Origin of the sequence: Streptomyces fulvoviolaceus (assembly GCF_000718165.1) — a bacterium.
GTDB lineage: Bacteria > Actinomycetota > Actinomycetes > Streptomycetales > Streptomycetaceae > Streptomyces > Streptomyces fulvoviolaceus.
Genome location: NZ_JOEY01000039.1, coordinates 59,829 through 81,442, shown reverse-complemented (window position 1 = coordinate 81,442; position 21,614 = coordinate 59,829). Strand labels below are relative to the sequence as shown.

Genomic DNA, 21,614 nt, shown 5'->3' with positions numbered 1-21,614 from the left:
GACTCGATACGACTCGATGTGGCGAAGGCGTGGCTGATCCGTAAGTTTCACGCCACCGGTCCGACACCTACTGTTCCGTGTCCGCTAGACGGACCGCAGGAGCAGGCGGCACTGCGTGCCCGTTACGGTTAGAACACCATGAGCGCTTCGCAGACCTCGCCGTCCTCCGATGTCCCCACCCTTCTCGTCAAGATCTTCGGGAAGGACAGGCCGGGCATCACGGCCGGCCTCTTCGACACCCTTGCCGCCTATTCGCTCGACGTGGTCGACATCGAGCAGGTCGTCACGCGTGGCCGAATGGTGCTGTGCGCGCTGGTGACCGAGCCGCCCTCGGGACTGGAGGGTGATCTGCGGCGGACTGTCCACAACTGGGCCGAGTCGATGAAGATGCAGGCGGAGATCATCTCCGGCCTCGGCGACAACCGGCCGCGCGGGCTCGGCCGTTCGCTGGTCACCGTGCTCGGGCATCCGCTCACCGCGGAGGCGACCGCCGCGATCGCCGCCAAGATCACCAAGGCGGGCGGCAACATCGACCGGATCTTCCGGCTCGCCAAGTACCCGGTCACGGCGGTCGAGTTCGCGGTGTCCGGTGTGGAGACCGAGCCGCTGCGCACCGCCCTCGTGACGGATGCCGCCGCGCTCGGTGTGGATGTGGCGGTCGTCGCGGCCGGGCTGCACCGGCGGGCGCAGCGCCTGGTCGTCATGGACGTGGACTCGACGCTCATCCAGGACGAGGTGATCGAGCTCTTCGCCGCGCACGCCGGCTGCGAGGACAAGGTCGCCGAGGTGACGGCGGCCGCGATGCGCGGGGAGCTGGACTTCGAGCAGTCGCTGCACGCGCGCGTGGCGCTGCTGGAGGGGCTGGACGCCTCGGTGGTGGACAAGGTGCGCAGCGAGGTGCGGCTGACGCCGGGCGCGCGCACGCTGATCCGTACGCTGAAGCGGCTCGGCTTCCAAGTCGGTGTCGTGTCCGGTGGGTTCACCCAGGTCACCGACGACCTGAAGGAGCGGCTCGGGCTCGACTTCGCCCAGGCCAACACGCTGGAGATCGTCGACGGCAAGCTGACCGGCCGGGTCACCGGGGAGATCGTGGACCGGGCGGGCAAGGCGCGGCTGCTGCGCCGGTTCGCCGCGGAGGCGGGCGTACCGCTGTCCCAGACGGTGGCGATCGGCGACGGTGCCAACGACCTGGACATGCTGAACGCGGCCGGGCTCGGGGTCGCCTTCAACGCCAAGCCGGTCGTCCGGGAGGCCGCGCACACCGCGGTGAACGTGCCGTTCCTGGACACGGTGCTGTATCTGCTGGGCGTCACCCGCGAAGAGGTCGAGGCGGCGGACGCGCACGTGGAGGACTGATCGGCAAGGGGCCCGGCACCGTCACGGTGCCGGGCCCCTGGTGCGTCTCGCGCGGGTCGGGTCGTCAGTCGGACGGCGCCCAGTAGTCGAGCAGCGTGGCCACACCGGGCTCCAGGCTCTTCCAGGAGCCGCTGAAGGACAGCACGGCGAAGGCGGCGGCCGGGAAGCCACGGCTGCTCATCCGCTCGCGCACGGCGTCCTCGGCGGAGCCCGCCAGGATGTCGGCGAGGCCCTGGATGCCCGGGTTGTGGCCGACCAGGAGGACGTTCTGCGCGTCATCAGGGGTTTCGTTGAGCAGAGCGATCAGCTCGCCGGGCGAGGCCTCGTAGATCCGCTCCTCGTACAGGGTTTTCGGCCGGTGCGGGAACTCCTGGACAGCAAGCTTCCAGGTCTCGCGGGTCCGGGTCGCCGTGGAGCACAGGGCCAGATCGAAGGGGATGCCGGTGTCGGCCAGCCTCCGTCCGGCTTCTGCCGCCTCCATTCGGCCCCGATCGGCGAGCGGCCGCTCGTGGTCGGTCATCTGGGGCCAGTCGGCTTTCGCATGCCGGAAGAGGACAATCCTGCGGGGTTCTGCGACGCTCATAGGATCCAGCTTCGCATGAAACAGGCCATGGGGCGCAGGGAGTTGACTGGCGGCTCAGCAGGTGCTCAGCGGCCTATCAGCTGCTGCATACGCTCGAAGAGATGAGTGATGGCGGGGTCGCCGGTCGCCGCGTGCGCGTCGGTCGGATTGAGGATCAGCGCCAGCAGCACGATGAAGGCCAGCGTCGGCAGCGCGAGGGCCCACCAGGGCAGCCGGATGTCGACGCCGCCCCGGGACGCCGGGCGGGGCCTCGTGTACGTAGGGGCCGACATGGGTGCCTCCGCTGGTCTTCGAGTGGTCTGCGGACCGCGATCGACGTATCGCGGTCACATCTCGAAGTTACGGAACCGGGGGCCCTCAACCCATCCGGAGATCCACCCAGTTGACCCTGACACTCGCCCCCTAGGGGATGGTGGGGCTAGCCCCACCATCGGCCGTCGAGGGGGGCTCGGATCACGGCGAGGCGATCGACGCGATGATCCCGATGATCACGAAGATGGCGAGGAACGAGCCGAAGACGAGCAGCATCTTCTTCTGGCCGTTCGGGGGGTTCGGGTCGAGCACTGGCATACGGCAAGTCTCGCACCCGCCCTCCTCGGCGGCTCCCCCGGGGTGACGTCAGCGGGCCGCCTCGTCCTCCACGGTGCGGTTGCGCCCCGCCAGCACACCGACCGCCATCTGCGGGACCATCAGGGCGGCCATGAGCCCGATCGGCAGGCCCCAGCCGCCGCTGTGCTGGTAGAGCACGCCGACCAGGAGCGGGCCCGGGATGGAGATCAGATAGCCGGTGCTCTGCGCGAAGGCCGACAGCTGGGCGACGCCCGCGCCGGTCCGGGCCCGCATCCCGACCATCGTGAGGGCCAGCGGGAAGGCGCAGTTGGAGACACCGAGCAGCACGGCCCAGGCCCAGGCGCCGGCGGCGGGCGCGAAGTACAGGCCCGCGTAGCCGGCGAGGCCGCAGACGCCGAGCGCGATCACGATCGGGCCCTGCTGCGGCAGCCGGGTGGCGACGCGCGGGATGACGAAGGCCAGCGGCACGCCCATGACCATCGTGATGGCCAGCAGCAGCCCGGCCGTGCTCGCGGACACGCCCGCGTCCCGGAAGATCTGTGCCATCCAGCCCATCGTGATGTAGGCGGCGGTGGCCTGCAGCCCGAAGAAGACGGCGAGCGCCCAGGCGGTACGGCTCCGGGTGATCCGCAGTGCGGGCGGCTCCACGCGCGCGTGCTCCCGCCGGACGGCCGGCTGCTCGGCCGGCGTCGCCCCCCGGTCCCGTACGAGCGGGATCCACGGCAGTACGGCCGCCGCGGCCAGCCCCGCCCAGACTGCCAGCCCCGACTGCCAGCTCCCGCCCAGCATCTCCGTCACCGGCACCGTGACGGCCGCTGCGGACGCGGTGCCGAGGGCGAGCGCCATCGAGTACAGGCCGGTCATGGAGCCGACCCGGTCCGGGAACCAGCGCTTGACGATGACCGGCATCAGCACGTTGCTGACCGCGATGCCCATGAGGGCGAGGGCGGTGGCGGCCAGGAAGCCGGCCGTGCTTCCCGCGTACGGCCGTACGACCAGACCCGCCGTGATGGCGACCATGCCCGCGCACACCACCGCGCCCGGCCCGAAGCGGCGGGCCAGCCGGGGCGCCATGACGCCGAAGACGGCGAAGCAGAGCGGGGGCACCGAGGTGAGGAGTCCGGCGACGCTGCCGCTCATGCCGAGCCCGTCGCGGGCCTCTTCGAGGAGGGCGCCGAGGCTGGTGATGGCCGGGCGGAGGTTGAGGGCGGACAGCACGATGCCGAGGACGACCAGGCGCGTCGCCCACGCGCGCGTGGCGGGCACCGCGGCTCCCTCCGACTCGGTCGCGGAGCTGCGTACGGTCTTGGACTTCATCGTCCGGGTTTCCTCGCTCGCCATGCCGCCCATCATAGAATCATGGGATGATTGGTTGTCCATCCCCGGGGCGCCCTCTCCCGTCCCGCTCGTGCGAAGGTGTGCCATGCCCCTGAGCCACCCCCGCCGTTCGGCTCTGTCCGAGCAGGTCATCGCCGCGCTGCGCCACCAGATCACCTCGGGCGAGTGGCCGGTCGGCTCCCGGATCCCGACCGAGCCCGAGCTGGTCGAGCAGCTGGGGGTTGCCCGCAACACGGTGCGCGAGGCCGTCCGCGCGCTCGCGCACAACGGTCTGCTGGACATCCGCCAGGGCTCCGGGACGTACGTCGTGGCGACCAGTGAGCTGGCGGGAGTGATGCACCGCCGCTTCGCCGACGCGGACCCGCGGCACATCGCCGAGCTGCGTTCCACGCTGGAGTCGTCCGCGGCGAGACTGGCCGCCGAGCGGCGCACGGAGAAGGACCTCAAGCAGCTCGACGCGCTCCTCGTACGGCGCGAGGAGGCCTGGGAGTCGGGTGACGCGGAGGCGTTCGTGACGGCGGACGCCACCTTCCACCTCGCGGTGGTGGCGGCCTCCCACAACGACGTGATGTCCGCGATGTACGCGGACCTCGGCGAGGTGCTGCGGGACTGGCTGCGCGAGGACGTCGGCGAGGAGCTGACGCCGGAGACGCACATGGATCACACGCGCCTCGTCGACGCGATCCGCGCGGGTGACGCGACGGCGGCGGCCGAGGAGGCCGCGAGCTATCCGTTCCGGTGCCGTCCGGGGCGGTTCAGCGCGCCTGCTTCCGGTGGCTGACCCACGCGGACCGGACCTCTTTCCAGCAGCGGCCGGTCAGCCGCACGGTCTGCGCGGGCCCGGCGTCGACCGCGGCCGAGTCACTGTCGACGTCCCACCAGCGGTCGCACTCGATGTGCAGCCTGACGCTGTCGGTACGCGGATACGGGTTGTGGCAGTACGCGATCACATGAGAGCCGGTGACACGGTTGCGGCACCAGGCACCGAACAGCTCCGGTTCGGTGGCTTTGGGCACCTCCACGCGCGCGTGCGGCAGCGCGTCGTACGGCAGGGACATCACGAGGCAGACGACGACGGTCACTGAGGCCAGGCTGCGGGACAGGCGCACAAGGGGGACCTCCTCGGCCGTGCTGGGGAGGGGAGGGCGAACTGAACGCGTACTCCAGAGTGCGCAGTTGTTCCCCGCCCCGCCCGGCCGGGTGGGCCGAACGGGTGATGGGTGAGGGCCCGCGTCCTTGTGGACGCGGGCCCTCACCCATCGGCCGAGTCACAGCGGCAGCGTCACGCGCCGATGGCGTGCAGACCGCCGTCGACGTGGATGATCTCGCCCGTGGTCTTCGGGAACCAGTCGCTCAGCAGGGCGACGACGCCCTTGCCGGCCGGCTCGGGGTCCTTGAGGTCCCACTCCAGGGGGGCGCGGCTGTCCCAGACGGAGGCCAGCTCGCCGAAGCCCGGGATGGACTTGGCGGCCATCGAACCGATGGGGCCCGCGGAGATGAGGTTGCAGCGGATGTTCTGCTTGCCCAGGTCGCGCGCCATGTAGCGGCTGGTGGCCTCCAGGGCGGCCTTGGCCGGGCCCATCCAGTCGTACTGCGGCCAGGCGTACTGCGCGTCGAAGGTGAGGCCGACGACCGAGCCGCCGTTCTGCATCAGCGGCAGACAGGCCATGGTGAGCGACTTCAGGGAGTACGCCGAGACGTGCATGGCCGTGGCGACCGACTCGAACGGCGTGTTCAGGAAGTTGCCGCCGAGCGCGTCCTGCGGCGCGAAGCCGATGGAGTGCACGACGCCGTCGAGGCCGCCCAGCTCCTCGCCGACGATGTCGGCCAGGCGCCCGAGGTGCTCGTCGTTGGTGACGTCGAGCTCGATGACCTTGGTGGGCTTGGGCAGCTTCCGGGCGATGCGCTCGGTCAGCGTGGGCCGCGGGAACGCGGTCAGGATGATCTCCGCGCCCTGCTCCTGGGCCAGCTTGGCGGTGTGGAAGGCGATGGAGGACTCCATCAGCACACCGGTGATCAGGACGCGCTTGCCCTCGAGAATTCCGCTCATGGTGATCAGTGACCCATTCCCAGTCCGCCGTCAACGGGGATGACGGCTCCAGTGATGTACGAGGCGTCGTCCGAGGCGAGGAACCGCACCGTCGCGGCGATCTCCTCCGGCTGCGCGTACCGGCCGAGCGGCACCTGCTTCACGATGCCCTCGCGCTGCTCGTCGGTGAGCACCTTGGTCATGTCGGTGTCGACGAAGCCGGGCGCGACGACGTTGAAGGTGATGTTGCGCGAGCCCAGCTCACGGGCGAGCGAACGCGCGAAGCCGACCAGGGCGGCTTTGGAGGCGGCGTAGTTCGCCTGGCCCGGGCCGCCGTACAGCCCGACGACCGAGGAGATGAGGACGACGCGGCCCTTCTTGGCGCGCAGCATGCCGCGGTTGGCGCGCTTGACCACGCGGAAGGTGCCGGTGAGGTTGGTGTCGACGACCGAGGTGAAGTCCTCCTCGGACATGCGCATCAGGAGCTGGTCCTTGGTGATGCCCGCGTTGGCGATCAGGACCTCGACCGGGCCGTGCTCGGCCTCGATCTCCTTGTAGGCCTGCTCCACCTGCTCGGTGTCGGTGATGTCGCACTTGACGGCGAGGAAGCCGGCCGGCGGCTCACCCGAGCGGTACGTGATCGCGACCTTGTCGCCGGCGTCGGCGAATGCGCGGGCGATGGCGAGGCCGATGCCCCGGTTGCCTCCGGTGACGAGAACCGAGCGGCTCAACGGATCACCCTTTCGATAGCGGTCTGACACACCCGCCCGAACACTGGACCGGCAGGTGGCTTCCCTCGAAACCTATCGGTCCGCCACGGCACACGGACATTCGGGCACCGACAGTGGCTCACGGGACTCGCTGTCGGGTCCCTACAGAAAGATGCCGACCGCGGTCGGAAACGTGTGGTCCCCACACCCGCTCGCGCGACATGATCGGAGCCGACAGGCGACGACAACAGGGAGACCTCCGTGCCCCATACGATCGACGAAGCCTTCACTGCGCTTCCTCTACGCGCTCTGGCCGACGCCGCGCTCGCACGCGCGCGTGCGCTGGGGGCCGACCACGCGGACTTCCGGTTCGAGCGGGTGCGCAGTGCGTCCTGGCGCCTGAGGGACGCCAAGCCCTCCGGGTCCTCGGACACCACCGACCTCGGGTACGCCGTGCGGGTCGTGCACGGCGGTACATGGGGGTTCGCGTCCGGCGTGGACCTGACGATGGACGCGGCCGCCAGGGTCGCCTCGCAGGCCGTGGCGATGGCCAAGCTCTCCGCGCAGGTGATCAAGGCGGCCGGGTCGGACGAGCGGGTGGAGCTCGCCGACGAGCCGGTGCACACCGACAGGACGTGGATCTCGTCGTACGAGATCGATCCGTTCAGCGTGCCCGACGAGGAGAAGTCGGCGCTGCTCGCGGACTGGAGCTCACGGCTGCTGGCTGCGAACGGGGTCAACCACGTCGACGCCTCGCTGCTCACCGTCCACGAGAACAAGTTCTACGCCGATACCGCGGGGACGGTGACCACACAGCAGCGCGTTCGGCTGCACCCGCAGCTGACCGCCGTGTCGGTCGACGAGTCGAGCGGCGAGTTCGACTCCATGCGGACCATCGCGCCGCCGGTCGGGCGCGGCTGGGAGTACCTCACGGGCACCGGCTGGGACTGGGACGCGGAGCTCGCCCGGATCCCGGAGCTGCTCGCCGAGAAGATGCGGGCGCCGAGCGTCGAGTCGGGCCTGTACGACCTGGTCGTCGACCCGTCCAACCTGTGGCTGACCATCCACGAGTCCATCGGCCACGCCACCGAGCTGGACCGCGCGCTCGGCTACGAGGCCGCCTACGCCGGCACCTCCTTCGCCACCTTCGACCAGCTCGGCAAGCTGCGCTACGGCTCCGAGCTGATGAACGTCACCGGTGACCGCACCGCCGAGCACGGCCTCGCGACTGTCGGCTACGACGACGAGGGCGTCGAGGGCCAGTCCTGGAACCTGGTGAAGGACGGCACGCTGGTCGGCTACCAGCTGGACCGGCGCATCGCGAAGCTGACCGGGTTCGAGCGGTCCAACGGGTGCGCTTTCGCCGACTCCCCCGGCCATGTGCCCGTGCAGCGCATGGCCAACGTGTCGCTGCAGCCGGACCCGGCCGGGATGTCCACCGAGGACCTGATCGGCAGCGTGGACCGCGGTATCTACGTCGTCGGGGACCGCTCCTGGTCCATCGACATGCAGCGCTACAACTTCCAGTTCACCGGCCAGCGGTTCTTCAGGATCGAGAACGGGCGGATCACCGGGCAGCTGCGGGACGTCGCCTACCAGGCGACCACCACCGACTTCTGGGGCTCGATGGCCGCGGTGGGCGGCCCGCAGACGTACGTCCTCGGGGGTGCCTTCAACTGCGGCAAGGCCCAGCCGGGCCAGGTCGCCGCCGTCTCCCACGGCTGCCCGTCGGCCCTCTTCAAGGGCGTCAACATTCTCAACACCACGCAGGAGGCCGGTCGATGAGCCCTCGTACGAACAAGCCGCACGAGATCGTCGAGCGCGCCCTCGCGCTGTCCCGGGCCGACGGCTGTGTCGTCATCGCGGACGAGCAGTCGACCGCCAACCTGCGCTGGGCGGGCAACGCGCTCACGACGAACGGCGTCACGCGCGGGCGCACGCTCACGGTCGTCGCGACCGTCGACGGCAAGGAGGGCACCGCCTCCGGCGTCGTGTCCCGGTCGGCCGTGACCGAGGACGAGCTGGAGCCGCTGGTTCGGGCCGCCGAGGCCGCCGCGCGCGGTGCCGGGTCCGCCGAGGACGCGCAGCCGCTGGTCACGGGCGTACCGGAGTCGCCCGACTTCACCGACGCGCCCACCGCGACGTCGTCCGCCGTCTTCGCCGACTTCGCGCCGGCGCTCGGCGAATCCTTCGCACGCGCGCGTGCGGGCGGCCGCGAGCTGTACGGCTTCGCCAACCACGAGCTGGTCTCGACGTACCTGGGCACGTCGACCGGGCTGCGCCTGCGCTACGACCAGCCCAACGGGACGCTGGAGCTGAACGCCAAGTCGCCGGACCGTACGCGCTCGGCGTGGGCCGGCCGCTCCACCCGGGACTTCAAGGACGTCGACCCGGCGGCGCTCGACGCCGAGCTCGCCGTACGGCTGGGCTGGGCCGAGCGGCGGATCGAGCTGCCCGCCGGGCGGTACGAGACGTTGCTGCCGCCGACCGCGGTCGCGGACCTGCTGATCTACCAGCTGTGGTCGGCGTCGGGCCGGGACGCGGCCGAGGGGCGGACGGTCTTCTCCAAGCCCGGCGGCGGCACCCGGGTCGGCGAGAAGCTGACCGACCTGCCGCTGACCCTGCGCAGCGACCCGAACGAGCCGGGCCTGGAGACCGCGCCCTTCGTGGTCGCGCACTCCTCCGGCGGCGACCAGTCGGTGTTCGACAACGGGCTGCCGGTCGGCTCGACCGACTGGATTCACGAGGGCGAGCTGCGACACCTGACGACCACCCGGCACAGTGCGGGCCTGACCGGGCTGCCCGTGGCCCCGGCGATCGGCAACCTGATCCTGGACGGCGGCGAGGACCGCTCCCTGGACGAGATGGTTGCGAACACCGAGCGCGGGCTGCTGCTGACCTGCCTCTGGTACATCCGCGAGGTCGACCCGGCCACGCTGCTGCTGACCGGCCTGACCCGGGACGGCGTCTACCTCGTCGAGAACGGCGAGGTCACCGGAGAGGTCAACAACTTCCGCTTCAACGAGTCGCCGGTGGATCTGCTGGGCCGGGCCGCGGAGGCCGGGCGCACGGAAAAGACGCTGCCGAGGGAGTGGAGCGACTGGTTCACTAGGGCTGCGATGCCAGCCCTGAGGGTGCCGGACTTCAATATGAGCTCTGTCAGTCAGGGCGTATAACCTCGTACCTGATTACGAGGCCGCACAAATCAAGGAGATACGAGAACCGTGACGGACATCGTCGACGAGCTGAAGTGGCGAGGGCTGATCGCCCTGTCCACTGACGAGGACGCATTGCGCAAGGCGTTCGCGGACGGTCCTGTCACGTTCTATTGCGGGTTCGACCCGACCGCGCCCAGCCTGCACCTCGGCAACCTCGTGCAGATCCTGACGATGCGCCGGATCCAGCAGGCGGGCAACCGTCCGCTGGGTCTGGTCGGGGGCGCCACGGGTCTGATCGGCGACCCGAAGCCGAACGCGGAGCGGACGCTGAACTCGCCCGAGGTCGTCGCCCAGTGGGTCGAGCGGCTGCGCGCGCAGATCGCCCCGCTGCTGGACTTCGAGGGCCCGAACGCGGCGGTCATGGTCAACAACCTGGACTGGACCCAGGGCCTGTCGGCCATCGAGTTCCTGCGTGACGTGGGCAAGTACTTCCGGATCAACAAGATGATCGCGAAGGAGGCCGTCGCCCGGCGGCTCAACTCCGACGCGGGCATCGGCTACACCGAGTTCAGCTACCAGATCCTGCAGGGCATGGACTTCCTGGAGCTGTTCCGGCGACACAACTGCACGCTGCAGACCGGCGGCAGCGACCAGTGGGGCAACCTCACCTCGGGCACCGACCTGATCCACAGGGTCGATCCCGAGGCCGTGGTGCACGCGCTGGCCACGCCACTGATCACCAAGGCCGACGGCACCAAGTTCGGCAAGACGGAGTCCGGCACGATCTGGCTCGACCCCGAGATGACCACGCCGTACGCCTTCTACCAGTTCTGGCTCAACGCGGACGACCGGGACGTCTCCAAGTTCCTGCGGATCTTCAGCTTCAAGTCTCACCAGGAGATCGAGGACCTGGAGAAGCAGACCGAGGAGCGCCCCCAGGCCCGCGCCGCGCAGCGCGCGCTGGCCGAGGAGCTGACGACGCTGGTGCACGGCGCCGACCAGACCGCCGCCGTGACCGCCGCGTCCAAGGCCCTCTTCGGACAGGGCGAGCTGGCGGAGCTCGACGAGAAGACGCTGGCCGCCGCCCTCTCCGAGGTGCCGCACACCCAGGTCGCCGAGCTCGGTCCGGTGGTCGACCTGTTCGCCGAGGTCGGCCTGGTGGCCAGCAAGTCGGCCGCGCGGCGCACGGTCAAGGAGGGCGGCGCCTACGTGAACAACGTGAAGGTCGCCGGCGAGGACGCCGTCCCCGCCAAGGAGGACCTGCTGCACGGGCGCTGGCTGGTGCTGCGCCGGGGCAAGAAGAACCTGGCGGCGGTCGAGGTCACCGGCGTCTGAGGCACCACAGAAGGGGCGGCCCTCGACCGAGGGCCGCCCCTTCGTCGTACGCACTCTCAGGTCTGCTGTTTCCTCTTGCCCAGCGTCGCCATGTACAGCATGTCGCCGACGGCGACGATGATGAGCGCTGCGACGAGCTGGAAGGCGTGTCGGCTCCAGTCGATGCCGGAGGTCGAGTCGACGCCTGCCGCCCGCGCGATGGCATTGCCGGCGAGGGCGCCGAGCATGCCGAAGATGGTGGTCAGCCAGAGAGGACTGTGCTGCTTTCCGGGAAGGATCGCCTTCGCGATCAGACCCAGCACGAATCCCACGATGATCGCCCACAACCAGCCCATGGCTGCCTCCTCGTACAGCTCGACGTGAGCATTTCGCCCAGTGTCGGTCCACCCGCCGTACGGCGCATGTCGGGTACGGCTGTACGCGCTACGGCCGAGTTCGTTCGGGCCGGCGGGAGGTCCCCCGGTCTCGTAGGCAGCGCAGGCGCGGCGTAACGTGGGAGCTGTCCGGACCCGGTATCGCCACCGGGGGCGGAGCGGGTACGGGGCGGGGAGAGTCCGATGCGGGCGGATGGTGGAATGTGATGCGGAAGCAGCATGACGGCGGCAACGCCCAGGTGTTCCGGATCACCGCAGCCCGTACGGGACTCGCGGAGGACGTCCGCGCGCGGCAGCGGCGGTATGTCATCTCGATGTCGGTCCGCACGCTGTCGGTGATCCTCGCGGCCTCGCTCTGGAACGTCGAACGGCACGTCGCGATCGTCGCACTGGTGCTCGGAGCGCTGCTCCCCTATGTAGCCGTTGTGATCGCCAACGCGGGGCGGGAGAACGTGCCCTCGCTGCCGTCCACGTTCGTGGCCGCTCCGACCCGGCCGATGATCACGCCGCCGCGGGCGGAAGAGGAAGTCGCGGAACCCGTCCCGGAAGACGTCGTGGCCGATCCGGCACCGGGCGCGGGGAACGAGCCGCGGGACCGGACGTGATCATTACGGGTCCGTCAGCCCTGTCCCAAGCTCAAGAAAAGCTCAGATCAATCATGTTGTTCCAGTGCCGGGCGGCGGGTTACCCGTGACATACTTCGTACGCGCTCCGCATCCCCCGTCGGAGCGACGGACCGACGCCGGGCAGCTCCCCCCGTGGCTGCTCGGCGTCGCCTTTTTTGCACCTCTGTGAGACGAATCCGTGAGTGACGAGACCCCTATCTGTTCTGCCAAGGGCTGCCGTGCCGACGCCGTGTGGGTGCTCGTGTGGAACAACCCGAAGGTCCACACGCCGGAGCGGCGCAAGACGTGGGTGGCGTGCGAGGCGCACCGGGAGCATCTGTCGCAGTTCCTCGGGGTCCGGGGCTTCCTCAAGGACGTCGTGACGTTCGAGGAGTGGCAGGCCCCCGAAGGGGCCTAGCTCCGAAGGCTCCTAGCCGCCGATCGCCGACATCGGCCGGTCCGGCTGGACGAACGTCGGGTCGTCCAGGCCCGCGCCCGCCTTCTTGCCCCACATCGCCTCACGCCAGATGCGGGCTATCTCCTCGTCGGGGTCACCCGAGCGCAGGGCGGCGCGGAGGTCGGTCTCCTCGCGGGCGAAGAGGCACGTCCGGACCTGGCCGTCGGCCGTCAGGCGGGTGCGGTCGCAGGCCGCGCAGAACGGGCGGGTGACGGAGGCGATGACGCCGACACGGTGCGAGCCGCCGTCCACGATCCAGCGCTCCGCCGGGGCCGAGCCGCGCTCCCCCTCGCCCTCCTCGGTCAGCTCGAAGCGGGTGCGGAGGGACGTCAGGATGTCGCCTGCCGTGATCATGCCGTCGCGCTTCCAGCCGTGCTGGGCGTCCAGGGGCATCTGCTCGATGAAGCGCAGTTCGTAGTCGTGCTCCACGGCCCAGGCCAGCAGGTCCGGGGCCTCGTCGTCGTTCAGCCCCGGCATCAGTACCGAGTTCACCTTGACCGGCGTCAGACCCGCCTCGCGGGCGGCGTCCAGACCCTCGATGACGTCCTTGTGGCGGTCCCGGCGGGTGAGCGTCTTGAAGACGTCGGGGCGGAGGGTGTCGAGGGAGACGTTGACCCGGTCCAGGCCGGCCGCCTTCAGGGCCGTCGCCGTCCGCCTGAGGCCGATGCCGTTGGTGGTGAGGGACATCTGGGGGCGCGGATCCAGGGCGGCGACCCGCTCGACGATCCCGACCAGGCCGGGGCGCAGCAGGGGTTCACCGCCGGTGAAGCGGACCTCCTCGATTCCGAGGGAGGTGACGGCGATGTCGATCAGCCGGACGATCTCGTCGTCCGTGAGCAGGTCGGGCTTGGCCAGCCACTGCAGACCCTCCTCGGGCATGCAGTAGCTGCACCGCAGATTGCACCGGTCGGTCAGCGAGACTCTCAGGTCGGTGGCCACCCGGCCATAGGTGTCGATGAGCACGTGGGCCCCCTCCCTCGTCGCGGATCAGTGCGGACCAACCATTTTCCGTCACCTGCGAGCCTACGTGACACGACTGACATCGACAGTGCCCGATCCCACGACGTACGAGGCGGCCGCGTCGTAGGTCTCTACGACGCGGCCGCTCGGAGGGGTGGGTCAGTGGGCGCCGGTGCCGGTCAGGGACCGGACCTCCAGCTCCGCGAACTTGCCGGCGTCCGGCTCCTCCTTGGACAGGTACGTGCCGAGGAAGCCCATCAGGAAGCCGAACGGGATCGAGATGATGCCCGGGTTCTTCAGCGGGAACCAGGCGAAGTCGACGCCGGGGAACATCGCCTTGGGGTCACCGGAGACGACGGGCGAGAACAGCACCAGGCCGACGGCCACGATCAGACCGCCGTAGATCGACCACAGGGCGCCCTGGGTGGTGAACCGCTTCCAGAACAGGCTGTAGAGGATCGTCGGCAGGTTGGCGGAGGCCGCGACCGCGAAGGCCAGGGCGACCAGGCCGGCGACGTTCAGGTCGCGGGCGAGGGCGCCCAGGAGGATGGAGACCGCGCCGATGCCGATGGTCGCCAGCCGGGCCGCCCGCATCTCCTCCTTCTCGGTGGCCTGTCCCTTCCTGATGACGTTCGCGTAGATGTCGTGGGCGAACGATGAGGACGAGGCCAGGGTGAGACCGGCGACCACGGCGAGGATCGTGGCGAAGGCCACCGCCGAGATCGTGGCGAGCAGGATCGCGCCCCAGGCCGAGTCGACGCCGCCGAGATGCAGGGCGAGCAGGGGCGCCGCGGTGTTGCCGGACGGGTTGGACGCGATGATCTCGTCCTGGGAGATCAGCGCCGCGGCGCCGAAGCCGAGGGCGATGGTCATCAGGTAGAAGCCGCCGATGATGCCGATGGCCCAGTTGACGGACTTCCGGGCGGCCTTGGCGTTGGGCACCGTGTAGAAGCGGATCAGGATGTGCGGCAGGCCGGCGGTGCCGAGCACCAGGGCGATGCCGAGGGAGATGAAGTCCAGCTTGGTGGTGCCGGTGGCGCCGTACTGGAGACCGGGCTCCAGGAAGGCCGATCCCTTGCCGCTGTTCTCGGCGGCCGTGCCCAGCAGGTCGGAGATGTTGAAGTTGAACTTCAGCAGCACCAGGAAGGTGATCAGGATGGTGCCGCTGATGAGCAGCACGGCCTTGACCATCTGGACCCAGGTGGTGCCCTTCATGCCGCCGATGGAGACGTACACGATCATCAGGACGCCGACGAGGGCGACGATGCCGATCTTGCCCGCGTCGGAGGTGATGCCGAGCAGCAGCGAGACGAGGACGCCCGCGCCCGCCATCTGGGCCAGCAGGTAGAAGATCGAGACGACGATCGTGGAGGTGCCGGCGGCGGTACGGACCGGGCGCTGGCGCATGCGGTACGCGAGCACGTCACCCATGGTGTAGCGGCCGGAGTTGCGCAGCGGTTCCGCGACCAGGAGCAGGGCCACCAACCAGGCGACCAGGAAGCCGATGGAGTAGAGGAAGCCGTCGTATCCGAAGAGGGCGATGGCGCCGGCGATGCCGAGGAAGGACGCGGCCGACATGTAGTCGCCGGAGACCGCGAGGCCGTTCTGGAAGGCGCTGAACGACCGGCCGCCCGCGTAGAAGTCGGCGGCGTCCTTGGTCTGGCGGCCCGCCCAGACCGTGATGATGAGGGTCGCCACGACGAACACCGCGAACAGACTGATGATCAGCGGCCGGTGCTCGCTGGCCTCTCCGGCCGCCAGGGTGATCGCGGGGCTCATGCGCCGCCCTCCATTCGGGTCTTGATGGCCTCGGCCTTGGGGTCGAGCTTCGCGGCGGCGTGCCGCGAGTACCACCAGGCGATGAGGAACGTGGTGAGGAACTGGGCGATACCGAAGACGAAGGCCACGTTGATGTTGCCGAAGAGCTTGGTGCCCATGAAGTCGCCCGCGTAGTTCGACAGCAGGACGTACAGCAGGTACCAGGCGATGAATCCGACGGTCAGCGGGAAGGCGAAGGAGCGGTGGGAGCGGCGCAGTTCACCGAACTCCGCGCTCTCCTGCACCTCGGTGAACTCCTCGGTGGTGGGGAGTTTGTGTTGCTCTTTCGAGGGTGGCGGTGCGTCGGTGGCCACGGAGTCTCCTCGCGTTGCGGGTGCGGTTGTGACGGGAATCGGGGGCGAGTGTCCTCGCGTTCCCTGCCCAAGGTCACGGCGGCGCGCAAGGACCGGTTCAACAACGAGGGCGTCTTTCCGAAGTCACCTCCCGTAAGTCATTGCTGGCCAGCGACTTCGGGCGATAACTTCGCCCTGCACGACCCCGTCATGTACCTGCCCGAGCACCATCTGTGTCTCGGGCGGTTTCGTTTCCGGACGATGTGGAGACCCCATGTCCCAGACGCGTTCCAGACGTCGTCTCGCGCTCGCCGTGCCCGTCGTGCTGTCGCTGACGGCCTCGCTCGGCTTCCTGCCCGCCGCGGCGTCGGCCGCCCCCTATGCGGAGACCACGGCTCAGGCCGCGGACGCGCCGAACCTGTCGTATGTCGTCAACACCAAGGTGGACCACCGCACGATCGCGTCGGTCAAGAAGGCGATCGTCGCGGCCGGCGGGACAGTGGTGATCACGTACGAGAAGATCGGCGTGATCGTCATCCACTCGGCCAACCCCGACTTCGGGGCGCAGATACGCGCCGTGCGCGGCGTCCAGTCGGCGGGTGCGACACGTACCTCGCCGCTGTCGGTCGCCGGGACCACGGACGAGGGCGCGGTACAGGTCCTGACCAAGGAGCAGGCCGCGAAGGCCGAGAGCGCCTCGGCCGCCGACGCGGAGAGCGAGCCCCTCGAGTCCGACCAGTGGGACCTCAGGGCGATCGGCGCCGACAAGGCCGCGCAGATCAACCCGGGCAGCAGCAAGGTGACCGTCGCCGTGATCGACACCGGCGTCGACGACACCCACCCCGACATCGCGCCGAACTTCTCCGCCTCGCAGTCGGCCAACTGCGACGGCGGCGTCGCGGACACCAGCGAGGGCGCCTGGCGGCCGTACACCGTGGACGACTACCACGGCACGCACGTGGCCGGTGAGATCGCCGCGGCCCGCAACGGCATCGGCGTGGCCGGAGTCGCGCCCGGTGTGAAGGTCTCGAGCATCAACGTGACCGACCCGAGCAACGGCCTCTTCTACCCGGAGAGCGTCGTGTGCGCCTTCGTGTTCGCCGCCGACCACGGCGTGGAGATCACGAACAACAGCTATTACGTGGACCCGTGGCTGTACAACTGCCTCGGCGACCCGGACCAGAAGGCGATCGTCGACGCGGTCAACCGGGCTTCGCTGTACGCCCAGAAGAAGGGCACCCTGAACGTCGCGGCGGCGGGCAACTCCAACCACGACCTGGACTCGGACGCCATCGTCGACGACAGCAGCCCCGACGACTCCACGCCGGTCGAGCGGACCATCGACCCGCACGAGTGCTTCGACGTGCCGACGATGCTCCCGGGTGTCGTCACGGTCAGCGCGACGGGCGTGAACAACGTCAAGTCGTACTACTCCTCGTACGGTTACGGCGTCGTCGACGTCGCGGCCCCGGGCGGCGACCGGCTCTACCAGATCCCGGACACCCCGTCGAAGAACGGCCGCATCCTGTCCACGCTGCCGAACAACTCGTACGGTTTCCTGCAGGGCACGTCGATGGCCTCTCCGCACGCCGCGGGCGTCGCGGCGCTGCTGAAGTCGACGCACGCGAAGGCGACCCCGGCCCAACTGCAGTGGCTGCTCAAGACGCAGGCGGACAGCCTGAACTGCCCGGTGTCGTACGACCAGGACGGCGACGGCACGCAGGACGCGGTGTGCGAGGGCGGCAAGAAGGCCAACGGCTTCTACGGCTCCGGCCTCGTCAACGCGCTGCGCGCGGTCAAGTGACCCGCGCGGCACATGACTTCACCACCCAAGGGCAGCACCCTCAAGGACCTCCCGCACGGTCCGCTCGCACCACGAACGAACTGGAGACACTTTCCTATGACAGCGCCTCACCCGCGCTACCGGCGCGCGATCGCCATCCCGCTCGGGATGGCCACGGCGACCGCCCTCGCGTTCCTGCCGGGCGCCACGGCGTCCGCGGCCACCGTGCCCGACACGGTGGCCGGTGTCACCGGCGCCGTGAACGACGTCCTCGCCTCGGTCGGTACGGCCGACGCGACCGCTCTCAGCTATGTGGTCAACGTCCGTCCCGGGTCCGGCCCTTCGGCTCAGGTGAAGAAGGCCATCGCCGACGCCGGCGGCACGATCGTGACGTCGTACGACAAGATCGGCGTGATCGTCGTCCACTCGTCGAACCCGGACTTCGCCAAGACCATCCGCAAGGTCCGCGGGGTCGAGTCGGCCGGCAACACCCGTAACGCGCCGCTGCCCGCGCAGTCGACGACCGACGAGGGGACGCCGAAGGCGCTCAGCTCGGCCGAGATCGCCAAGGCCTCGGCCGATGCCACCGCCGAGCAGGACCCGCTCGAGTCCCTGCAGTGGGACCTGCCCGCCATCAAGGCGGACAAGGCGCACGAGAAGTCGCTCGGCAGCAGCAAGGTGACGGTCGCCGTGATCGACACCGGCGTCGACGACACCCACCCCGACATCGCGCCGAACTTCAACCGGGCCGCGTCGGTCAACTGTGTGACGGGCAAGCCGGACACGACCGACGGGGCGTGGCGGCCGAGCGCGTCGGAGAGCCCGCACGGCACGCACGTGGCCGGCGAGATCGCGGCCGCCAAGAACGGCGTCGGCATGACGGGGGTCGCGCCCGGCGTGAAGGTGGCCGGCATCAAGGTGTCGACGACCGCCGGCTACTTCTACACCGAGGCCGTGGTCTGCGGCTTCATGTGGGCGGCCACGCACGGCGTCGACGTCACCAACAACAGCTATTACACCGACCCGTGGTACTTCAACTGCACGGACGACCCGGACCAGAAGGCCCTCGTGGACGCCATCACCCGGGCCTCGCGGTACGCGGAGAAGAAGGGCGTGGTCAACGTGGCCGCGGCCGGCAACGAGAACTACGACCTCACGGCCGACGAGATCACCGACCCGTCCTCGCCGAACGACGGCACGCCCTCGGACCGGGTGATCGACCCGTCCAAGTGCTACGACATACCGACCCAGTTGCCGGGTGTCGTGACGGTCGCGGCGACCGGGGCGAAGGGCATCAAGTCGTCCTTCTCCAACTACGGCCTGGGCGTCATCGACGTCGCCGCGCCCGGCGGCGACTCCACGTCGTACCAGAAGCCGGAGCCGCCCGCGACCAGCGGTCTGATCCTGGGCACGCTGCCCGGCGGCAAGTGGGGCTACATGGCCGGTACGTCGATGGCCTCGCCGCATGTCGCGGCCGTCGCCGCATTGATCAAGTCAACGCATCCGTACGCCTCTCCGGCCCTGGTGAAGGCCCTGCTGTACGCCGAGGCCGACGCCACGCCGTGCACGGACCCGTACGACATCAACAGCGACGGCAAGGTCGACGCGGTGTGCGAGGGCTCGAAGAACCGCAACGGCTTCTACGGCTGGGGAACTGTGGACGCGCTGGACGCGGTCACCAAGTAGGAGACCCACAGGGCCCCCAGGGAGACCCGGACCGGTCAATGTGTTGATTAAGTCAATACTGCATAGTGCAGTCATGACTGGTATCAACTCTGCCTGGTCCGCGGTCGGCGGCGATCCCGCCCTGCTCCCGCGCGTGACGACCGTGGTGCGGGAAGGCGCTCTCCAAGCGCGCCTTCCCGTACGGGAGTTGGCACGGGCCTGCGTCGGTGCGTGCGCGCTGGCCGGCGCCGAGTTCGGGGCACGGCGGGCCGGGCTCGCCCAGATCCCCGGAGTACGGGTGGACGACGGGGCCGTCGCGACGGCGTTCCACAGTGAGCGTCATCTGTTGATCGACGGGCGTGCACCCATCAACTTCGCTCCGTTGTCCCGGTTCTGGCGGACGGCGGACGGGTGGGTGCGCACGCACGCGAACTATCCGCATCACCGGGCACGGCTGCTGGACGTGTTGGGGGTGCGGGACGACGTGGCCGCCGTCGAGGGGGCACTCGCCGAGCGGTCCTCGCTGGAGGTCGAGGAGGCCGTGTACGCGGCCGGGGGCCTCGCCGTCGCGCTGCGGACGCCCGAGGCGTGGGCCGCGCAGGAGCAGGCCGCCGAGGTGGCCCGCCGGCCGCTCGTCGAGCGCGAGCGCCTGGACTCCGCACGCGCGCGCGTGCTCGCGCCTGTCGACGGGAATCCCCTGCTTCCTGCCGCCGGACTCCGCGTCCTGGACCTGACAAGGGTCCTGGCCGGCCCGGTCGCCACCCGCACGCTTGCCCTGCTGGGCGCGGACGTGCTGCGCGTGGACGGCCCGCGGTTTCCCGAACTGCCCGACCAGCAGGCCGACACGGGCTTCGGGAAACGGTCGACGACGCTGGATCTGGCCGTCGACCGGCGTGCGTTCGAGGACCTGCTCGCGGCGGCCGACGTGGTCGTCACCGGATACCGGCCGGGCGCCCTGGACCGGTTCGGGCTCTCGCCGGACGCGCTGGCCGAACGGCGGCCCGGAGTGGTGGTGGCGCAGGTGTCGGCGTGGGGCGCGTACGGGCCCTGGCGTGAACGACGGGGCTTCGACAGCCTGGTGCAGGTGGCCACCGGGATCGCCACCGTCGAGGGGTCGGTGGAGCAGCCGGGAGCACTGCCCGCGCAGGCCCTCGACCACGGGACGGGATATCTGCTGGCGGCGGCGGTGCTGCGGGCGCTGACCGAGCAGTCGTACGAGGGCGGCAGCCGGGTCGTGCGACTCGCGCTGGCGCGGACGGCGGAGTGGCTGGTGAACGGGGTCGGGTCGGATGACGCCATGGACGCCTCGTACGACGGGCCGGACCCGTGGCTCGCGGAGACGGACAGCCGGTTGGGGCGGCTGCGGTACGCCCTGCCGCCGGTCTCCTTCGAGGGCGGGCCCGCCATCTGGTCCCGGCCGCCGGGGCCCTGGGGAACCGACGCCGCGTGCTGGGCCTGAGCGACGGCCGGGCCGGAAACGTACCTATGGGCGGAATGCCGTACCGCCAGTTGTTTCCCTGCACTTGCCCGGTTCCGCCCGGTCTGGTGAAGATCTTGAGGTGACCTTGATAAGACCCACCGCCGGGGTGGCCGACGCTAGCGGGCCCGCGCGGCGCCCCGGTGCCGGCCGCGCGGTCGCCGTCCTCGTCCTGGTGGCGCTGGCCGCGCTGATCCCGCTGCTCGGCCCGTCCACCGCGCTGCGCGGCACCGGCGAGGCCGCCGCGCCCGGCGTCGGCGGTGTGGCGCTGCTGCGGGCGGTGCTGTTCGCGGCGCTGTGCGTGCCGGTGGGCGAGCTGTTCGTGGGCCGGCTGGGCCGTTCCGTGCCCGGCGCTCCCCCGGCCGCGCCCCGCGCCTGGGCCCCGTACGCGGCCGCCGCCGGTTTCGTCGCCGCGCTGGGGCTCGCCTCGGTGGTGGCGACCGGCAACCTGGTGCCGCACAGCCTCTCCGAGATCGACGTCGGCGGCCTCTACGAGTCGCGGGACGGCAAGCTGGCCCTGCTGGAGGTCAACGCGTTCCTCGCGGCCGGTCTCTGTGCCCTCTCACGCCGCCCCGCGACCCAGGTCTGGCCGCTGGCCGCGGTGGTCGTGGCGGAGGCCCTGCGCGCGCATCCCGCGACCGAGCACGGCGCACTGCTCGGCTCCGGGCTGACGCTGGCGCACCTGACGTGCGCGGCACTGTGGGCGGGCGGTCTGCTGCACGTGCTGCGGACGCTGCGCACCTGGGGCCCCGCGGAGGCGAGCGCGGCGCTGCTCGGCCTCTACGCGCGCGTGGCGGCCGTCCTGCTCGCCGCCATCACCGCGACCGGGGTGTGGAGTTCACTGCGCCGCATGCCGCCCGGCACCGTCCTGGAACAGCTGACGGACACGGCGTACGGGCGCACCCTGCTCGCCAAGGTGCTCCTCGTGGCCGCCGTCGCCGGGCTCGCCCTGTGGGCGCGGATCCGGCTGCGCCGGGCGCCCGACCCACTGGCTGCCTGTGTCCCCGCGCGGGCGGAGGTCGTCGCGCTGGGGCTGGTGGTCGTGGTGTCGGGACTGCTGACGGCGCTACCGGTGCCGATCCGCTGGTGAGGCCTTTTCAGCC

General features: G+C 70.3%; 22 protein-coding genes. 11 read left to right on the top strand and 11 right to left on the bottom strand.

Features of this window, described 5'->3' with window-relative positions; genetic code table 11:
- The first annotated feature begins 138 nt into the window (after positions 1-138).
- Entirely contained in the window at positions 139-1,356 is a 1,218-nt protein-coding gene (serB, locus tag IG08_RS0135840) for a phosphoserine phosphatase SerB (protein WP_030612615.1), read from the top strand.
- A gap of 64 nt (positions 1,357-1,420) precedes the next feature.
- On the opposite strand, the gene IG08_RS0135835 is transcribed toward serB, so the two are convergent.
- The 4 genes from IG08_RS0135835 to IG08_RS0135820 form a co-directional block, all read right to left on the bottom strand.
- Entirely contained in the window at positions 1,421-1,939 is a 519-nt protein-coding gene (locus IG08_RS0135835; RefSeq protein ID WP_030612614.1) for a SixA phosphatase family protein, read from the bottom strand.
- A gap of 65 nt (positions 1,940-2,004) precedes the next feature.
- Positions 2,005-2,211 carry a hypothetical protein gene (locus tag IG08_RS0135830; RefSeq protein ID WP_030612607.1) on the bottom strand — a complete coding sequence of 69 codons (207 nt, stop codon included), beginning with the start codon at positions 2,209-2,211 and terminating at the stop codon, positions 2,005-2,007.
- A 181-nt stretch (positions 2,212-2,392) separates the two neighbouring features.
- Positions 2,393-2,509, bottom strand: coding sequence for an SGM_5486 family transporter-associated protein (locus tag IG08_RS62585; RefSeq protein WP_106981092.1), 117 nt, complete (start codon positions 2,507-2,509; stop codon positions 2,393-2,395).
- 48 nt (positions 2,510-2,557) lie between these two features.
- Positions 2,558-3,862 (bottom strand): CynX/NimT family MFS transporter, encoded by a 1,305-nt coding sequence (locus IG08_RS0135820; protein ID WP_030612604.1) that lies wholly within the window; start codon positions 3,860-3,862, stop codon positions 2,558-2,560.
- 70 nt (positions 3,863-3,932) lie between these two features.
- Here IG08_RS0135820 and IG08_RS0135815 point away from each other — a divergent pair, with 70 nt between their 5' ends.
- Positions 3,933-4,628 carry a FadR/GntR family transcriptional regulator gene (locus tag IG08_RS0135815; RefSeq protein ID WP_030612602.1) on the top strand — a complete coding sequence of 232 codons (696 nt, stop codon included), beginning with the start codon at positions 3,933-3,935 and terminating at the stop codon, positions 4,626-4,628.
- On the opposite strand, the gene IG08_RS0135810 is transcribed toward IG08_RS0135815, so the two are convergent.
- The 3 genes from IG08_RS0135810 to fabG form a co-directional block, all read right to left on the bottom strand.
- Positions 4,603-4,956, bottom strand: coding sequence for a hypothetical protein (locus tag IG08_RS0135810; RefSeq protein WP_030612599.1), 354 nt, complete (start codon positions 4,954-4,956; stop codon positions 4,603-4,605). The two genes, IG08_RS0135815 and IG08_RS0135810, sit on opposite strands and share 26 nt — an antisense overlap.
- Before the next feature lie 173 nt (positions 4,957-5,129).
- Positions 5,130-5,897 (bottom strand): enoyl-ACP reductase FabI, encoded by a 768-nt coding sequence (fabI, locus tag IG08_RS0135805; protein ID WP_030612597.1) that lies wholly within the window; start codon positions 5,895-5,897, stop codon positions 5,130-5,132.
- Positions 5,898-5,902: 5 nt separating this feature from the next.
- Positions 5,903-6,607 carry a 3-oxoacyl-[acyl-carrier-protein] reductase gene (gene fabG, locus IG08_RS0135800; protein WP_030612594.1) on the bottom strand — a complete coding sequence of 235 codons (705 nt, stop codon included), beginning with the start codon at positions 6,605-6,607 and terminating at the stop codon, positions 5,903-5,905.
- A 240-nt stretch (positions 6,608-6,847) separates the two neighbouring features.
- On the opposite strand from fabG, the gene IG08_RS0135795 reads away from it, so the two are divergent.
- Genes IG08_RS0135795 through tyrS form a run of 3 tightly spaced genes read left to right on the top strand, consistent with a single transcriptional unit; the run spans position 6,848 to position 11,079 of the window.
- On the top strand, positions 6,848-8,371 hold the full coding sequence (locus IG08_RS0135795) for a TldD/PmbA family protein (protein ID WP_030612591.1): 1,524 nt from the start codon (positions 6,848-6,850) through the stop codon (positions 8,369-8,371).
- Complete coding sequence (locus IG08_RS0135790; protein WP_030612588.1) at positions 8,368-9,762, top strand: metallopeptidase TldD-related protein; 1,395 nt, start codon at positions 8,368-8,370, stop codon at positions 9,760-9,762. Before IG08_RS0135795 ends, IG08_RS0135790 begins: the two co-directional genes overlap by 4 nt.
- 48 nt (positions 9,763-9,810) lie before the next feature.
- Positions 9,811-11,079, top strand: a complete 1,269-nt coding sequence (gene tyrS / locus IG08_RS0135785) for a tyrosine--tRNA ligase (protein ID WP_030612586.1) — start codon at positions 9,811-9,813, stop codon at positions 11,077-11,079.
- Positions 11,080-11,135: 56 nt separating this feature from the next.
- On the opposite strand, the gene IG08_RS0135780 is transcribed toward tyrS, so the two are convergent.
- Complete coding sequence (locus IG08_RS0135780) at positions 11,136-11,414, bottom strand: GlsB/YeaQ/YmgE family stress response membrane protein (RefSeq protein ID WP_030612583.1); 279 nt, start codon at positions 11,412-11,414, stop codon at positions 11,136-11,138.
- Positions 11,415-11,659: 245 nt separating this feature from the next.
- Here IG08_RS0135780 and IG08_RS0135775 point away from each other — a divergent pair, with 245 nt between their 5' ends.
- Together IG08_RS0135775 and IG08_RS0135770 are read left to right on the top strand one after the other, a co-directional pair.
- Positions 11,660-12,058 (top strand): DUF3099 domain-containing protein, encoded by a 399-nt coding sequence (locus IG08_RS0135775; protein WP_030612580.1) that lies wholly within the window; start codon positions 11,660-11,662, stop codon positions 12,056-12,058.
- Positions 12,059-12,257: 199 nt separating this feature from the next.
- On the top strand, positions 12,258-12,476 hold the full coding sequence (locus tag IG08_RS0135770; RefSeq protein ID WP_030612578.1) for a hypothetical protein: 219 nt from the start codon (positions 12,258-12,260) through the stop codon (positions 12,474-12,476).
- A gap of 12 nt (positions 12,477-12,488) precedes the next feature.
- Here the strand turns inward: IG08_RS0135770 and moaA are convergent, their stop codons facing one another.
- From moaA to IG08_RS0135755, 3 genes are all read right to left on the bottom strand, one after another.
- Positions 12,489-13,478, bottom strand: a complete 990-nt coding sequence (gene moaA, locus IG08_RS0135765; protein ID WP_030612574.1) for a GTP 3',8-cyclase MoaA — start codon at positions 13,476-13,478, stop codon at positions 12,489-12,491.
- A 156-nt stretch (positions 13,479-13,634) separates the two neighbouring features.
- Positions 13,635-15,254 (bottom strand): solute symporter family protein, encoded by a 1,620-nt coding sequence (locus IG08_RS0135760; RefSeq protein ID WP_030612571.1) that lies wholly within the window; start codon positions 15,252-15,254, stop codon positions 13,635-13,637.
- The gene (locus IG08_RS0135755) at positions 15,251-15,607 is read right to left on the bottom strand and encodes a DUF485 domain-containing protein (protein WP_030612561.1); all 357 of its coding nucleotides are present in this window, start codon (positions 15,605-15,607) and stop codon (positions 15,251-15,253) included. The genes IG08_RS0135760 and IG08_RS0135755 overlap by 4 nt, the downstream gene beginning before the upstream one ends.
- A 253-nt stretch (positions 15,608-15,860) precedes the next feature.
- On the opposite strand from IG08_RS0135755, the gene IG08_RS0135750 reads away from it, so the two are divergent.
- The 4 genes from IG08_RS0135750 (at position 15,861) to IG08_RS0135735 (ending at position 21,601) form a co-directional block, all read left to right on the top strand.
- Positions 15,861-17,390 (top strand): S8 family serine peptidase, encoded by a 1,530-nt coding sequence (locus IG08_RS0135750; RefSeq protein ID WP_030612558.1) that lies wholly within the window; start codon positions 15,861-15,863, stop codon positions 17,388-17,390.
- Between the two features lie 96 nt (positions 17,391-17,486).
- Positions 17,487-19,055 carry a S8 family peptidase gene (locus IG08_RS0135745; RefSeq protein ID WP_030612555.1) on the top strand — a complete coding sequence of 523 codons (1,569 nt, stop codon included), beginning with the start codon at positions 17,487-17,489 and terminating at the stop codon, positions 19,053-19,055.
- 73 nt (positions 19,056-19,128) lie between these two features.
- Positions 19,129-20,493 (top strand): CoA transferase, encoded by a 1,365-nt coding sequence (locus IG08_RS0135740; RefSeq protein ID WP_030612552.1) that lies wholly within the window; start codon positions 19,129-19,131, stop codon positions 20,491-20,493.
- Between the two features lie 100 nt (positions 20,494-20,593).
- On the top strand, positions 20,594-21,601 hold the full coding sequence (locus IG08_RS0135735; RefSeq protein WP_030612549.1) for a CopD family protein: 1,008 nt from the start codon (positions 20,594-20,596) through the stop codon (positions 21,599-21,601).
- Positions 21,602-21,614: the final 13 nt, after the last annotated feature.